Source organism: Brachyspira sp. (assembly GCF_029258575.1).
GTDB lineage: Bacteria > Spirochaetota > Brachyspiria > Brachyspirales > Brachyspiraceae > Brachyspira.
Window position 1 is genome coordinate 1 of record NZ_JARHYI010000136.1, and the last position, 15,189, is coordinate 15,189.

17 protein-coding genes are annotated in these 15,189 nt (G+C 25.7%); 8 read left to right on the top strand and 9 right to left on the bottom strand.

Annotated elements, in window-relative coordinates:
* From Q1J76_RS10535 to Q1J76_RS10560, 6 genes are all read left to right on the top strand, one after another.
* On the top strand, window positions 1-1,134 hold a 1,134-nt coding region (locus Q1J76_RS10535; RefSeq protein WP_300370033.1), incomplete at its 5' end, for a restriction endonuclease subunit S.
* Window positions 1,135-1,266: 132 nt separating this feature from the next.
* Complete coding sequence (kdsA, locus tag Q1J76_RS10540) at window positions 1,267-2,085, top strand: 3-deoxy-8-phosphooctulonate synthase (protein WP_300370034.1); 819 nt, start codon at window positions 1,267-1,269, stop codon at window positions 2,083-2,085.
* Window positions 2,086-2,468: 383 nt separating this feature from the next.
* A complete protein-coding gene (locus Q1J76_RS10545) occupies window positions 2,469-3,149 on the top strand; it encodes a cytidylyltransferase domain-containing protein (protein ID WP_300370035.1) in 681 nt (226 codons plus the stop codon).
* Window positions 3,139-3,537: a GIY-YIG nuclease family protein gene (locus tag Q1J76_RS10550; protein ID WP_300370036.1), complete on the top strand. Its 399-nt coding sequence runs from the start codon at window positions 3,139-3,141 to the stop codon at window positions 3,535-3,537. The genes Q1J76_RS10545 and Q1J76_RS10550 overlap by 11 nt, the downstream gene beginning before the upstream one ends.
* Window positions 3,538-3,615: 78 nt before the next feature.
* Entirely contained in the window at window positions 3,616-4,413 is a 798-nt protein-coding gene (locus Q1J76_RS10555) for a transketolase (protein ID WP_300370037.1), read from the top strand.
* A gap of 23 nt (window positions 4,414-4,436) precedes the next feature.
* Window positions 4,437-5,366, top strand: coding sequence for a transketolase family protein (locus Q1J76_RS10560; protein ID WP_300370038.1), 930 nt, complete (start codon window positions 4,437-4,439; stop codon window positions 5,364-5,366).
* 74 nt (window positions 5,367-5,440) lie between these two features.
* Here the strand turns inward: Q1J76_RS10560 and Q1J76_RS10565 are convergent, their stop codons facing one another.
* From Q1J76_RS10565 to Q1J76_RS10575, 3 genes are all read right to left on the bottom strand, one after another.
* Window positions 5,441-5,617: a (2Fe-2S)-binding protein gene (locus Q1J76_RS10565; protein WP_498034139.1), complete on the bottom strand. Its 177-nt coding sequence runs from the start codon at window positions 5,615-5,617 to the stop codon at window positions 5,441-5,443.
* Window positions 5,610-5,822: a (2Fe-2S)-binding protein gene (locus Q1J76_RS10570; protein WP_300370042.1), complete on the bottom strand. Its 213-nt coding sequence runs from the start codon at window positions 5,820-5,822 to the stop codon at window positions 5,610-5,612. Before Q1J76_RS10570 ends, Q1J76_RS10565 begins: the two co-directional genes overlap by 8 nt.
* Window positions 5,823-5,888: 66 nt before the next feature.
* Window positions 5,889-6,419 carry an HdeD family acid-resistance protein gene (locus tag Q1J76_RS10575; RefSeq protein ID WP_300370044.1) on the bottom strand — a complete coding sequence of 177 codons (531 nt, stop codon included), beginning with the start codon at window positions 6,417-6,419 and terminating at the stop codon, window positions 5,889-5,891.
* Between the two features lie 136 nt (window positions 6,420-6,555).
* Between Q1J76_RS10575 and rsmH the strand changes: the two genes are divergently transcribed.
* Window positions 6,556-7,458, top strand: a complete 903-nt coding sequence (gene rsmH, locus Q1J76_RS10580) for a 16S rRNA (cytosine(1402)-N(4))-methyltransferase RsmH (protein WP_300370046.1) — start codon at window positions 6,556-6,558, stop codon at window positions 7,456-7,458.
* A 12-nt stretch (window positions 7,459-7,470) separates the two neighbouring features.
* Window positions 7,471-7,794 carry a septation ring formation regulator EzrA gene (locus Q1J76_RS10585; protein ID WP_300370048.1) on the top strand — a complete coding sequence of 108 codons (324 nt, stop codon included), beginning with the start codon at window positions 7,471-7,473 and terminating at the stop codon, window positions 7,792-7,794.
* 9 nt (window positions 7,795-7,803) lie between these two features.
* Here the strand turns inward: Q1J76_RS10585 and hprK are convergent, their stop codons facing one another.
* The 6 genes from hprK to Q1J76_RS10615 form a co-directional block, all read right to left on the bottom strand.
* A complete protein-coding gene (hprK, locus tag Q1J76_RS10590; protein ID WP_300370050.1) occupies window positions 7,804-8,757 on the bottom strand; it encodes an HPr(Ser) kinase/phosphatase in 954 nt (317 codons plus the stop codon).
* Window positions 8,757-9,221, bottom strand: coding sequence for a PTS sugar transporter subunit IIA (locus Q1J76_RS10595; protein WP_300370052.1), 465 nt, complete (start codon window positions 9,219-9,221; stop codon window positions 8,757-8,759). The genes hprK and Q1J76_RS10595 overlap by 1 nt, the downstream gene beginning before the upstream one ends.
* Window positions 9,222-9,257: 36 nt before the next feature.
* Window positions 9,258-10,034, bottom strand: a complete 777-nt coding sequence (gene hpf / locus Q1J76_RS10600; protein ID WP_300370054.1) for a ribosome hibernation-promoting factor, HPF/YfiA family — start codon at window positions 10,032-10,034, stop codon at window positions 9,258-9,260.
* A gap of 18 nt (window positions 10,035-10,052) precedes the next feature.
* Window positions 10,053-11,366, bottom strand: coding sequence for an RNA polymerase factor sigma-54 (gene rpoN / locus Q1J76_RS10605; protein ID WP_300370056.1), 1,314 nt, complete (start codon window positions 11,364-11,366; stop codon window positions 10,053-10,055).
* Window positions 11,359-14,649, bottom strand: coding sequence for a DUF4132 domain-containing protein (locus Q1J76_RS10610; protein ID WP_300370058.1), 3,291 nt, complete (start codon window positions 14,647-14,649; stop codon window positions 11,359-11,361). The genes rpoN and Q1J76_RS10610 overlap by 8 nt, the downstream gene beginning before the upstream one ends.
* 79 nt (window positions 14,650-14,728) lie before the next feature.
* On the bottom strand, window positions 14,729-15,189 hold a 461-nt coding region (locus Q1J76_RS10615), incomplete at its 5' end, for a TP0624 family protein (RefSeq protein WP_498034140.1).

The window sequence follows — 15,189 nt, forward strand, 5'->3', positions numbered from 1 at the left end:
GGTGATATACATAAATATTATAGACATAGAATAGACTGTAATAAAATAGATTTTCCTAAAATATCCATTGAAAAATTATCAAAAGATATTAATAAGATATCATATGTTGAAAATGGTGATTTAATAGTTGTAGATGCATCAGAAGATTATGAAGGAGTTTGTATAAGTGCTGAAATAAAAAATTTAAATTATAAATTAGTATCAGGATTACACACTTTTTTATTAAGAGATAAAGATAAAATTTTTGCTGATGGATATAGAGGATATATTTTTTATAATCATGATGTTCATATACAATGCTGTAAAGTTGCAACAGGTATATCTGTATATGGTATTACTCAAGAAAATTTAAAAAATATTAAAATTATGATCCCACCCCTAGAAGAACAAAAACGCATAGCGGAAATTTTATCATTATGCGATGAAGTAATAGAGAACCTCACGGAGTTAATAGAAAAAAAAGAACTTTATAAGAAAGGCGTAATGCAAAGACTCTTAAGAGGCGAAGTACGATTTAATGGTTTTAATGATGAGTGGAAAAAATATAAACTTTCAGATATAGGTATTTCATATGGAGGACTTGTAAATAAAAATGCTTCAAATTTTATAGATAATTGTAATGCAAAATATGTAACTTATAAAAGTATATATGATAATAATAAAATCAATATTAATAGATTAGAAGATGTTTATGTAGAAAAAAATGAAAAACAAAATTTAGTACAATATGGAGATGTTTTTTTTACTATTTCATCAGAAACTCCAGATGAAGTGGCAATTAGTTCAGTTTTATTAGATAAAGTTAATAATACTTATTTAAATAGTTTTTGTTTTGGTTTTAGATTTGATTTTAATATATTATTACCAGAATTTGCTAGATATTATTTCCGTTCAAATTATATAAGAAAATGCACTTATAAATTATCTCAAGGCAGTACAAGATTTAATTTATCAAAAAATAAATTTTTAGAAATGATCATTAATATACCAAGCCTAGAAGAACAAAAGAAAATTGCTGAACTCATTTCTGTAATAGATGAGGAAATAGAAAATCTTAAAAAGCAGCTCGAGCTTCGTAAACAGCAGAAGAAAGGGTTAATGCAGAGGCTTTTAACTGGGGAAGTGAGGATTTAAGGATTTTTAATATTTGATTTATTTTTATTTGTGAATGTATTGCAGTGTAACAGGCTAGTACATTGACTTTAAGTATTAATATTGTATGATATAGTATAACGTTTATATTAAATGATATAAGAGGATAAAATAATGATTTTTGATTATAAAGGTATTACAAATAAAAATAAAGATTTAATATTCGTTGCTGGTCCTTGTGTTATAGAAAGCGAAGAAATGACTATGACTATAGCAAAAAAGTTAAAAGAGATAAAGGATAAATTAAATATACAATTAATTTTTAAGGGAAGTTTTGATAAGGCAAATAGAACTTCATTATCATCTTTTAGAGGTTTGGGTATGAAAGAGGGGCTTGAAATATTAAAAAATGTAGGAAAGGAATTTAATTTTTTTACTTTAACAGATATACATGTACCAACTGATGCTGAAGAAGCTGCTAAATATGTAGACTTTCTTCAAATACCTGCTTTTCTTTGCAGACAAACTGATATGCTTAGAGCAGCATGCGAAACAGGAAAGGCTGTTAATGTTAAAAAAGGACAATTTATAAGCGGATATGATTGTAAATATATAGCCGATAAATGTACCGACGCTATTAATGAAAACAGACTTTTTTTATGTGAAAGAGGTACTATGTTCGGATACGGCAATTTAATAGTAGATATGAAAAATTTGGAGATAATGAAAAATTATGCTCCTGTTATGTATGATGCTACTCATTCTCTTCAAATGCCTTCAGCTAATAATGGACAGTCTGGAGGTGCTAAAGAGTTTATACCTGCAGTATTAAAATCTGCTGTTGCTTTGGGAATAGATGCTATATTTATGGAGGTGCATCCTAATCCTGATAAAAGTCCTTCAGATTCAGGAACTATATTCGATTTGAATAAGGTTGAGGAATTGTGGAGTCAAATTATAAAGATTAATGATTTAGTTAAGAGTTTTAATTAAAATATTGAAATGATTATAATTTTGCAATTTGTAATTTTTCTTCTTCTTTTTCACGACGCAAAAAGAACAAAAAAGTGCAAATAAAAATATTTTTAAATGAAGTTAATTATATTTCATTCTAATATAAACCATTAATTTATAAAAATTTATATTTTGTTATGTTGAATGCTGATGTGTATCAAAAAATAAATATTGCTTTTCTAAAGGTATTTATTTAATAATTAAAATGCAATTAATCAAACAAGATATAATGTGATTTATGCTTTTGCAGCTTTGGATAAAATCTAGGAAAAGTTGAATAAATTCAAAAGTATTGTTATAAAATATAATTGTTTATGTATAAATTAATAGAGTTATTTTTAATAAAATTAGGAATTTAAAATATGAAAAAGATAGTTATTATACTTGCTTCAAGAATAGGATCAACAAGACTGCCTCAAAAGGCTTTAAAAAAAATGGCTTGCTGTGATAGTATGCTTGAACTTATTATTAAGAGATTGAGAAGTTCTAAAAGAGCTAATGATGTAGTGGTTGCTACTGAAGAAAAATCTTATGAGGCATTTAAAAATATATTTGAGCAATTGAAATGCAGTTATTTTGTTGGAAGCGAGGAAGATGTTCTTAATAGATATAGAAAGGCTGCAGAAAAGTTTAATGCTGATATAATTGTAAGGGCTACTGGTGATAATCCTTTGGTGAGTGTGAAGGCTTTGGATATGATTATAGATTATCATATTGAAAAGAATGCTGATTTAAGTCATTATGATTTGCTTCCTTATGGTAGCGGTGTTGAGGTTATAAATTATGAGGCTTTAAAATTTGCTGATGATAATTCTAAAGATAGTTTTGAGCATGAGCATATTACTCAGTATCATTATAGTAATTCTGATAAATTCAAAATAGAAAATCCTCAAGTTAATGAAGATTTTGCTATGCCAGAATTAAGAACTACAGTTGATACTATAGAAGATTATAATAATGTATGCAGAATTTTTAATAAATATAATAATGATATATATGTGGATGTAGATACTATAATAAGAGATATAAGAAATGGAAGATGATAAAAGTTATTATGTTTATATAATATTATGTGAGAATAATAGTTATTATACAGGTATAACGAATGATCTTATAAACAGATTTAATAATCATGCTAAGGGTAGGGGAGCTAATTATACAAAATTGTATAAGCCTATCAAATTTTTATCAGCTTGGCAAGTAGAGAATGTAAATATTGCTTTGAGTATTGAGCATTATATAAAGAGCAAGGATAAAAAAATAAAAATTATGTTTACTGAAAATCATAGACTTCTTAAAAGCTATTATGTAAAAGAAATGAAAAATAAGAAGAAAGATTTTAATAGTAAAATAAGTATCAGAAGTGTATCTAAAATAGATATAGATAAAATTAATACCATAATCAAAGACATAAATTGTAATGGAAAATAATCTTGATTTTCTTTAATTTGACAATAATATATTTTTACTATATTGTTATTTAACAAATTAATTTATTAAGGAATTATTATGTCTTCTTTAAATACTCAAATAAGAAAAGATATAGTAAGTATGGTTTATAATGCCAATTCAGGACATATAGGAGGTTCTTTATCATTGGTAGAGATAATGCATACACTATATTTCAAGATTATGAACATAGACCCTAAAAATCCAACAATGGAAGGAAGAGATATTTTTATAATGTCAAAAGGGCATGCTTCAGCTGTACTTTATTCTACATTGGCACATAGGGGTTATTTTTCAACTGATGAACTTTTAACTTATAGAAAATTAGGTTCAAGGCTTCAAGGTCATCCTTGTAAAAAGAATTTAGAAGGTATAGAGGCTTCTACAGGTTCTTTAGGTCAGGGAGTTTGTATTGCTTTAGGTATTGCTTTGGGATATAAATTGGATAAAAAAGATTCTAAAGTATTTGTTATTGCAGGAGATGGAGAAGCTCAGGAGGGTAGTTTTTGGGAGTCTGCTATGGCTGCTGCTAATTATAAACTTGATAATTATACTTTGATAATAGATTATAATGGCTTGCAGATAGATGGTAAGAATGATGAAGTTATGAGTTTAGGCGATTTGGGATCTAAGATGAAAGCATTTGGTTTTGAAACTTTTACAGTTGATGGTCATAATGAGAAAGAACTTGAAGAAGTATTCAATAAAAAAGTATCAGGTAAGCCTAAATGTGTAATAGCAAAAACAGTTAAAGGTAAGGGAGTATCTTTCATGGAGGATGCTGTAGTTTGGCATGGAAAAGCTCCTAATAAAGAAGAATATGAAAAAGCTATGGGAGAGCTTAATAAACTTGATTAATATAAAGATAAGGAATAAATATTATGGAAAAAAAAGCAATAAGAAATGCTTATGGAGAGGCTTTAAAGCGTCTTGGTGAAATAAATAAAAATGTTGTAGTTTTAGATGCGGATTTATCTGGTTCTACTATGACAAAAACTTTTAAAACAGCTTTTCCTGATAGATTTTTTAATATGGGAATAGCTGAACAGAATATGCTTGGTGCTGCTGCTGGACTTGCTATTGAAGGTAAGATACCTTTTGCCTCTACATTTGCTATGTTTGGTGCGGGAAGGGCTTTTGAAATAATTAGGAATTCTATTTGCTATCCTAAACTTAATGTAAAAGTAGCGGTTACGCACTCTGGTATATCTGTAGGAGAAGATGGAGCAAGTCATCAAAGTATTGAGGATATATCTATAATGCGTTCTATACCTAATATGACAGTGATAGTTCCTTGTGATGCTGTTGAAGCCGAGAAGGCTGTATTTGCTGCTGCTGAATATAATGGTCCTTGTTATTTGAGAATGGCAAGACCTGCTACAAATATAATAACTAATCAGGATACTCCTTTTAAGATAGGAAAGGCTAATGTATTAAGAGAGGGTAAAGATATATGTATCTTTGCTACTGGTATAGTTGTTTCTGAATCTTTATTAGCGGCAGAAATGGCTGAAAAAGATGGAATATCTGCAAGTGTTGTAAATATTCATACTATAAAACCTATAGATAGAAATATAATAGTTGAAATGGCTAAAAAACATAAGAAGCTTGTTAGTGTTGAAGAGCATTCTATAATAGGAGGACTTGGTTCTGCTATATCTGAAGTTTTAACAGATGAATATTATTCTCAATTGTTAAGGCTTGGTATAAAAGATACTTTCGGAGAATCAGGTACTGTTGATGAGCTTATGAATAAATATGGTTTAACAGCTAAATGTATATATGAAGAAATAAAAAAAATAATATTATAATTTAAACAAATAAAAAGGAATGAATTTCAGAGAATTCATTCCTTTTTTAATATAAAATTAATTTTTGTATTATTTTATTTCAAATTGGATTTAAATATTTCTTTAAGTTTATTTCTGCATCCTCCGCATTGGGTTCCTGCTTTAGTATGTTTTACAAGTTCTTTTAATGTATTTATACCACGTTCGTTTTTTAAATACTCTATTTCTTCCATTGAAAGTTCTTTACATGTACATATGAAATCTTTATTCATCAATTTTTATGTCTCCTGTCTTTTTATATTCTTCTAACAGATCCTTTATATCTCCTCTGCAGCTCCAGCAAGTAATACCTGCTTTTGTTTCATGCATTACATCTTCAAGAGTTGTTAAATCTTTTAATTTTATAGTTTTTATTACTTCTTTATATTTGATCATTTTACAGAAGCACAATGTACTGTTTGCATTTTTTTCAAACATAACTTTCTCCCAAAAAAATTGATAATTCTCATAGATTTTAACAGAATAATAAATAAAATCAATATTTTATATTTTAAAAAATTTTCCGTATGCAATCCATAGCTGCAAAGTTATTACACCGTAAAGTATCAAACATAGTCCAATTATAATACTTACATAAACAGCACCAAGTATAGGATTAAATACCAAAATAATTCCAGCAATTAATGTGATTATTCCGCTTAACATAGAAAGACCCCATTGATTATATCCTATTTTTTTAAGTTCAATAGATGAAGATATTGCTACAACACCTCTAACTATTACAAAAAATGCAACCATATATGGTATGAATGCACCACTTATTTTCAAATTTGAAATAATAACGATACCACAAATTGATGATATTATACCATCTAATAGTATTAATGTAGAACCTGATTTATCTCTTAAACTAAAGAAATAAAATATGCCACTTATTCCTGAGAATATAGTTAAAAAGCCTATTGTATAAGCTAAAATTAATACTGTTTCTATTGGGTTAAATATAGTAACTATACCTGATATCACTAATAATATTGAAAATATTAACCATAATATTCTTCCTAATTTTCCCATTTATGAACTCCTTTAATAAAATTATATCTATCAATAATAATCAAAACTAGAAAAAAAACAATATAAAATTTATAATTATTACAATAAAAATCATGTAAAATCATTTTTAATAATAATTGTTCCGATAATATTAGCAATGGATAATGATATTAATTTGGATATAGTGCATACACCTGTTATGCTTAATGAAGTTTTAAGTTTCATACCAAAAGATGCTAAAATAGTTATAGATGCCACTTTAGGGGAGGGAGGGCATACAAAAGCTATGCTTGATTTTAATCTTGAAGTACATAGTTTTGAAAGAGATTCTATTATCCTTGAAATAGCAAAGAAAAGACTTAAAAATTATGATAGGTTTTACTATTATAATAATACTTATGATAATATGATAAATGAATTAGATGAGAATTTAATTGGAAATATTGATTTTATTCTATATGATTTGGGAGTATCTTTATTTCATTTTAAGAAAGCAGAGAGGGGATTTTCTTTTAAGGATAATTCAAGACTTGATATGAGACTTGGAATCAATGAAAAAAGTGCCTATGATATTGTAAATGGATATACCGAAGAAGAATTAGAGAGAATATTGAGAGATTACGGTGAAATGAATAATGCCAGAAAAATGGCAAACATTATAGTTAAAGAGAGAAATAGAAGAAAAATAGAAACTTCAAGAGAGTTAGAAAATATAATATTTCATAATACAGATAAAGCTGGAAGATATGGAAAAATACATCCCGCTACTTTAGTTTTTCAGGCTATAAGAATAGAGGTTAATAATGAACTTAATATATTGGAAAAATCAATATCTAATATAGCTTCTATATTAAAACCTAATGGAGTAGCTGTTTTAATTAGTTATCATTCTTTAGAAGATAGAATAGTAAAGAAATTTTTTAAAGAAAATGAAAAAACAAAAAATAAAGATGGAATATTTAAAATATTAAATAATAAAGTTAAAGTTCCGACAAGTGAAGAAATAAAATTAAATCCTGCAAGCCGAAGTGCCAAATTGAGAGCAGTTGAGAAAATATAAATTGGAGACGATATGAATAATAAAGCTCAAAAAGAAAAGAAAACATATTCTATAGGCTCTTTATTTATAGTGATAATTTTATTTGTAATAATAACTATTATTTTTACATTTGCAAGAAATGTTAAGGCTAATGAAATACTTGTAGAATTATCAAATTTGGATAATGATATAGAGCGTTTAGAAAAAGAGGTTAAAGTTCTTAGTGCTGAAGAAGCAGAATATTCATCTCCTAATAGATTTATAGAAACTGCTATAATAAACGGCTTTACTTCTGTAAGTGGTGATAATAATGATATATTATACTTAAAAATAGAGAACGAAAATAAGGTAAATTAATTATTTATTTTATTTTGAAGCTTTTTTCTTTTCTATTTGTGCTATTAAGGCTTTATCTAGTTCTTTTGCACTATTATATCCCATTTGTTTTAATCTGTAGTTTTTAGCAGCTGTTTCTATTAGTATACATATATTTCTTCCAGAACGCACAGGTATTTTTTGGTATGGTACTTCTGTATTTAAAATATTGTAAGTTTTATCGAATAATCCCATTCTTTCATACTGTTCATCATCTTTCCAATGCTCAAGCTCTATTATCAAATCTAGTCTTTTTTTATCTCTAATAGCACTCATACCAGAAAGTCTGCTTATATCAACAACACCTATTCCTCTCACTTCCATATTATGTTTTATAAATTCATTTTTTCTTCCTATGATTCTTCCGTCTTTTAATTTTTTGAATTCTACTATATCATCAGATATAAGTCTATGTCCTTTTGATATAAGTTCCAAAGTAGCTTCACTTTTACCAACACCACTTTTACCTAAAATCAAAACTCCTACTCCAAAAACCTCTACAAGTCCTCCATGTATTGTGAAAGACTCAAGTAATTCTTCTTCTATTAGAGATTCTATTCCTCTAATCATATCAGAAGTTTTTAATTCACTTATAATAACACAAATATTATTTTTCTTAGCTATTTCCAAAAAAGATTCAGGAGGTATTATACTGTAAGTGAATATGCATATAGGAATTTTATAACTCAGCATTTCTTCAAAGACATCTATTTTATTTTCTTCATCAAGGGTAATAATATAATTAGCTTCGCCTTTTCCTAATATTTGTATCCTTTCATAAGCAAAATCTTTAAAATATTTGAATAATGCCATACCAGGACGGTTTATATCATAGCCTAATATTTCATTTTCCATGCCGATAAAACCAGTTAAACGTCTTATCTTTAGTATATTATTTTTATTTTCATTAAGTTCAAGAAATTTTTCTACAGTTATTTTAGGCATTATATTTTCATTTCCTCTTTAGCTATAAGTTCCATAATTTCATCGGGTTTCTCAACATTAATAAGTTTTTCCAAGAAATGAGGATTATCTCTTAATATTTTAGCAATAGCAGTAAGTACTTTTAAATTCTCACTGGCAGAAGCTTTCGGTGCTAAAAGCATAAAAACAGCAAATACCTTTTTTTTATCTACTGATTTATAATTTATACCATTTTTAATAGTTGCCACACTAAGAACAATATTTTCTACAGCATCAGTTTTAGCATGCGGTATAGCAATACCGTTTCCAACTCCAGTACTCATTAATTGTTCTCTTGCCATAATAGCATGTTCTGCATCAGCTTTATTTAAAAGTAGTTTACATTCATCTAATCGTTCAACCATTTTAGAGAGAAGTCTTTCTTTATCTGTTTCTTGAACATCTATCATTATAGAATCTTTGTTTATATAGTCTATCAAACTCATTTTATTACCCTCCAAAATGGTTAATTATATATTAAATTAAATATCAAACATTCTTATCAAAACAAAAGAATTATCAGATTCCTTATATAAAGCTTCTGCTTGTTCTGTTATACTGCTTATATAAACTACAAATTTGTTATCGCTATTGTCAGTAAGATAATTTACAGCCTCGCTGACATTGTATTCTTTTATTAAATAATTTTCACTTTTACTAGCATCTATATTATTATCAGAAGTTACACTCACTTCATCTATATTCCAATATTCTTCATTGTGATTATATATTTCAAATACTTTATTATCATTTCCTTTGAATAAGAATACTGGGAATTTTCCTATTTTTATACTATATAAATCTTCACCCTGTTTAATAGGAAGATAAGCCATATATGGTTTTTTATCGTTGTTAAAAAGCACAACAGCATCTAATTCATCTAAAGGCTTTTCATATATTCCTACTGTATTAATATAGTAAGAATTATCCTCTTCTTCAGTTTGAATGCTTTTATCTACAACTGATCTTTGACTTCTATCTATATTTTTTTCTTTAGATTTTCTTATTTCTCTTTCTATCTTTTGGAACATAGTATCTATTGCCACATAAAGATCTTTTTCCTTTTCTTTATCATGAAATACTTTTTTACCAAAAGCTATAGTGCCTTGTACCGTATATTCTCCATGCATATGTTCGCAAATAATATTGGCGTCTATTATTCTATCAGCATGTATTTTGATATTTTGCATCTTATTTGCTATATGTTCTCTTACATTTTTAGTGATTCTTACATTCTTTCCAATGATATTTTGATGCATAAAATCTCCTTTTATATTTTATCTGTTTCTCGATGAAAAAATATTCATACTTTTTCTGTACTTGGCTACGGTTCTTCTTGATATTTCAATACCTTCGCTTTTCAGTATGAGTCTAATCTTTTCATCACTCAATTTTGCAGGAGAGTTTTCTATAATTCTTTTTATAATTTCTTTAACGCCTCTAGAACCAAGTCCACCACTAATGGATCCAGAGAAAAAATATTTTATAGAAAATGTACCCCATACAGTATTAAGATATTTACCGTTAGCTATTCTACTTATAGTAGATTCGCTTAAATTAACTTCTAAGGACATATCTTTTAAAGTTAATGGTTTCATAAACTCTTTACCGTACTCAAAAAAATTAAGCTGAAATTTTAATAAAGCTTCTCCTATTTTTAATAAAGTTTTTTTTCTTTCATTGGATGCATTTATTAAACTTTCTGCCTCTTTCTTTTTTTCTTTTAAAAAGTTTATGCTATCTTTAGCTTTTTCTATATCTAATAGTTTAATATATTTTTTACTAATTTTCAAGTGCGGTATAAATGTTTCATCTGTTTTTACTATCCATTGATTATTTTCTTTAAAAATGAATAGTTCTGGAATAATATATTTAATAGATGAAATATCATATTCTCTTGCAGGATAAGGCTCTAATGTTTGTATTAATTTTAATGCTTTTAAAACTGTATCATCATCTGTATTCAAATTTAAAGCTATTTTTTTATAATTTTTTTTTGATAAATCATCTAAATAATTTTCTACAATATTGATTGCTGTATCATATAGTTCTTTATCTTTTTCTAAGCATTCTTTTTTTTTTATTTGTAATTGTATGGAAAGACATTCATTAATATTTTTGGCAGCAACTCCATATGGATCAAAAGTTTTTATTATAGATATTATTCTTTCTATTTCTTCTACACTGGAATTTAATATATCAGATAATTCAGAACTTTTTATAGTTAAATATCCTTCATTATTTATAAAGCTGCATATTTGCTCGGCTAATTCTATTTCTTTTTTATTATCAAAAGTAATATCTATTTGACTTTTTAAATGTGAGAATAAGCTTTCTTTTCCGTTTTCTATGGTGTTTTCTATTATGGAATTAATATCTTCAGACGATGATTTTGAATAGCTTTTTTGATCAAAATCAAATTCTAAAAATGGATTTTCTTCCATAGTTTTTTCTATTTTTTCTTTTAGCTCTATTGCAGGAATTGATATTACATCAAGCCATACTCTAGTTTGATAATTAAGCCTTAAATCACTTTTAAGTGCGGTTTTTATTGAAGTGTTTGATGATAATGATATATTATTATTAATCATAAAATCCAAGAGATAAATAATGATACATTGTATTTATAAATCTTTTTTCTATATTAAAAGGCGAAATTATTTTAGTGAATCTATTATGCTTCTCTAATTCATAAAATTTTATATTATATATTATCATATCTTCATCATATATCCCACAATTGATTTCACACACTATTTTTAAAACATTATCAAGAATATAGTATGATACATGCTCATTATAATATTCTTTTTTTATATCTAATTCCTTACATAATTTATCCATATATTCCATATATAATTTTTGCCCATTTAAAGATATTATAGCATCATTTTCTACATCATATTCTTTTAATTCATATCTCTTAATTTTTATCTGCTCTGTAGGCTGATTTATCTCATAAAGTTCTAATTGGCGATTCCACATTTTACAATAATCCTCATCAGAATCTATAGGGTGATATAATGTTATATAATATTTTGTTTTTTTAGGAAGTTCATATAAATCTTCATCTACGGAAATCAAAGAACCATCTTCCATATATCTGAAACATTCTATAAAATTATTATCCTCATCATAAACACCCCAAATAAATCCAAGTGTAAAATACTGCATAACAGGGTTCTCTACAAATACTTCAAAGAAAGTTTCATAATCCCATTTTCTGCCGTTAAACATAACTTTTTGTAATTTTTCTTTTTGATATGATATAATAGCATTCAATGAATTTCTTATATATATTAAATCCTTTTTGGATTCTATTACTTTTCTTTCATCATCGCCTTCTATAGCTTTTGGTAATTCCTTCAATATAGTATGATTAGTATTATCTATTATTTCTAAATATGAATCACTTAAAAGCTGAAGAGTGAATTTTTGTTTGCCGTAATTGATAATTTTATTTCTCTCTATATTGAAACCTAAATTAGGTAAAACTTTATCAAATAAATTATCTATAGGAACATTTAAGCATTCAGCAGCTTTTTCAAATGAATCTATAGCAGCATTTTTTAATACTTTATTTTGCGACATATATATAATATTATTAATTATCATCAAAGCAAATTTTTCACCATTCATTGCTATTGCAGGTATTATGTATGCCGCTAAAGATGATTTAAAATTATCATTCCAATATTCTATTTTATCATATAAATTAACTATTTGACTGTAATTTGCATAAATACAATATGGCAGTATAATATTTTTTTTACTTTCATCGCAATCATTATCTGTCCAGTATTTGTATACCTTTTCAAATGTATCCCTTACAGAATTCATATCAAATAAATCTATCATCTTATCTATATCTTTTATTCTATAAGGTTCTTTAAGAAGCATATATTCTAGTAATATATATTTTATAATTTTTACAGGTACTTTTACCGTTTTATCATTTCTTAAAATAACTTCAGATATTAAAGAGTCATCTATAAAATCAATTAAATGTTCATAATGCTCTTCATAATAATCATCTATATAAGTGTTGATATCTTCTAAAGTTTTGAATTTAAATCCTTTTCTGTTGTAATTCCATTTCTTTATTATCTTTTTTAATTCAAATTGTATTTCTTCTCTATAGGCATGTATACTGCTTTCTATATATGCTCTAGAATTGTATTCATCTTCTTCTATTAATTTTAAAGCACATTTTATTATCTCTTTATTTTTTAGATGTAATACATAGCATAATATAGAATAATTTGTAAAGGCGGCTTTATCTTTTTTGTATAAAAGTTCTAAGAAGTCTATTAAAGCATAGCTCTTATATGAAACTGCTTTCAAAAATACTTTATCATTAAAAATATTAGTAATATAATCAGAATGCTTTTTTACTAATTTTAAAATATATTTTGTGTTAAATATATAAATAGGGTAGGTATACAAATATGTTATAATCAAGTCTTTCAAATCAAGATCATAGCCTTGTAAATAATCTAATATTTCTTTAAGTTTTATATTATAAAATTCTTTTCTATCCTTAATCATTAAAGGTATTGCCAAATTGTATGGTAATGATTTCAATAAAGCTCTTACAACTTTTCTTGCATTTTCATTATAATCATATATAAGAACTATAATTTTTGTAGAAAATATTACTTCATTACTGAGAGTAACCGATATATTATATTTATTGATTGCTTTATCTTCTAATAATTCAAATATATTATCATACTTTATATTATAAATCTTTTCCAATTCTTTTCTTAGATTTTCTATGAAATAATCTACGCTGTTGTCAATCACTGAAGTATCAGCATTATTATTTTTAGCATTTAAAAGTACGCAGTTTAATATTACTTTTAATTCTATGATATATGGTATTTCTACCTCCTTTAATATATTGTAAAGTTTATGAAATGATTCCTTATCATTGTCATATAAATTTTTAACACCATAAAATATTCTATTTGAATTTGTAAGTAGATTTGTATCTAAATATTTTATTAGAAATATAAAATATCTTGGTATATTGAAATCTTCTAAATCATGCATAAGCTCATCAAAACTTTTATTTGAAAACTGCATACTAAAATTTTTTCTAGTTAAGAAGAATAATCTTATCAAATATGCCAAGTTTATAAGTAAATCTTTATTATCATTTAATATATTGTTTTCTAATATATCTATAAATTTATTAACTATATTAGCATCTTTATTTAGAATAAGTAATAGTGATAATACAGCATCTACATAATTAACTTTTTTTGAATATTCTAATAATATTGATATTTTATCATAATCTTTATTATATATTTTTATAGATAAAGCCATTAATGCTATTAATATATTATCCTGATATTCATTGATTATTTCATCTATATCTGAATTGCATATGCTTTCTATATATTCCTCTGTTTCTTTAGGAAAATATTTTTTGGCATAGTAATAATATATAAGTATGTGCATTTTAGCATTTACTATTTCATTTGATATAGGATTAACATTATATGAATGTCTTTTATATTCTCTATTCCAACTTTTTATTTTTTCTATTGAAATACATTTCAGCATAGCTTTTTTTATAGTTAGCCCTGATATTATATTGATAATAAGTATTTCAAAGATATAGATATTTTCTATGTTATGCATAGATATTACTTTGAATAGTCTTATCAGAGATTCATTTTCTTTATCATTAATATACAAATCTAATAAATTTGAGTATATCGAGTGATTATTGGATATGGAATAATTTATTTCTTTTGGATTAAAATTTATAGAGTCATTTTCATTATAGACATATTTTCTTATTTCATCTTTGTGGGGATGATTTTTAAAAATATCATCTATATAATTTTCTTTTATAATCATTATATCAGCCCTAAAATGTATATAGATGATAATAATATATCATATTTTCAAAAAAAAATGAATAATAAAAAACAATAAATTAATCAATTATGAATACGACTTTACAATTTTTTATAGCATTTTTCAAATTTTGGCTGCTCATAATTATACTTGCATCTTCATTTCCTATAACTAAATCACTTGAAAGTCTTCCTCTAGATCTCCAAGCCACTATGTTATATGGTTTCTTCCCTATTATATTTGTAACATTTTGATTTGTAAGGAAAGAGTTAGTAGAATATGTAATATAGCCATTTGTAGATGCAACTGCCTTATTTATATAAGATATACTGTATATTTCATTACCATCTTCATCGTATACTGTAGGAAATAATGAAGGAATAAAGCCTATATTTCTTGCATCTATAACAAGACTATCATAATCTGTACCAGTATCAAAGTATGTTACTATAGGTTCTGTTTTATATATACTTATATTGTTTATCAAATCTGATATAAGATGATTTGTTGTAATATCCAATGCCATAAGAACTTTTACAC

Coding starts and splice junctions, on each gene's coding strand:
- Q1J76_RS10595 (WP_300370052.1), bottom strand. CDS start 9,221: ATGAGTTTGATAGACTATATAAACAAAGATTCTATAATGATAGATGTT.
- Q1J76_RS10610 (WP_300370058.1), bottom strand. CDS start 14,649: ATGATTATAAAAGAAAATTATATAGATGATATTTTTAAAAATCATCCC.
- hprK (WP_300370050.1), bottom strand. CDS start 8,757: ATGCCTAAAATAACTGTAGAAAAATTTCTTGAACTTAATGAAAATAAA.
- rpoN (WP_300370056.1), bottom strand. CDS start 11,366: ATGATTAATAATAATATATCATTATCATCAAACACTTCAATAAAAACC.
- hpf (WP_300370054.1), bottom strand. CDS start 10,034: ATGCATCAAAATATCATTGGAAAGAATGTAAGAATCACTAAAAATGTA.
- Q1J76_RS10575 (WP_300370044.1), bottom strand. CDS start 6,419: ATGGGAAAATTAGGAAGAATATTATGGTTAATATTTTCAATATTATTA.
- Q1J76_RS10570 (WP_300370042.1), bottom strand. CDS start 5,822: ATGTTTGAAAAAAATGCAAACAGTACATTGTGCTTCTGTAAAATGATC.
- Q1J76_RS10545 (WP_300370035.1), top strand. CDS start 2,469: ATGAAAAAGATAGTTATTATACTTGCTTCAAGAATAGGATCAACAAGA.
- kdsA (WP_300370034.1), top strand. CDS start 1,267: ATGATTTTTGATTATAAAGGTATTACAAATAAAAATAAAGATTTAATA.
- Q1J76_RS10585 (WP_300370048.1), top strand. CDS start 7,471: ATGAATAATAAAGCTCAAAAAGAAAAGAAAACATATTCTATAGGCTCT.
- Q1J76_RS10560 (WP_300370038.1), top strand. CDS start 4,437: ATGGAAAAAAAAGCAATAAGAAATGCTTATGGAGAGGCTTTAAAGCGT.
- Q1J76_RS10555 (WP_300370037.1), top strand. CDS start 3,616: ATGTCTTCTTTAAATACTCAAATAAGAAAAGATATAGTAAGTATGGTT.
- Q1J76_RS10550 (WP_300370036.1), top strand. CDS start 3,139: ATGGAAGATGATAAAAGTTATTATGTTTATATAATATTATGTGAGAAT.
- Q1J76_RS10565 (WP_498034139.1), bottom strand. CDS start 5,617: ATGAATAAAGATTTCATATGTACATGTAAAGAACTTTCAATGGAAGAA.
- rsmH (WP_300370046.1), top strand. CDS start 6,556: ATGGATAATGATATTAATTTGGATATAGTGCATACACCTGTTATGCTT.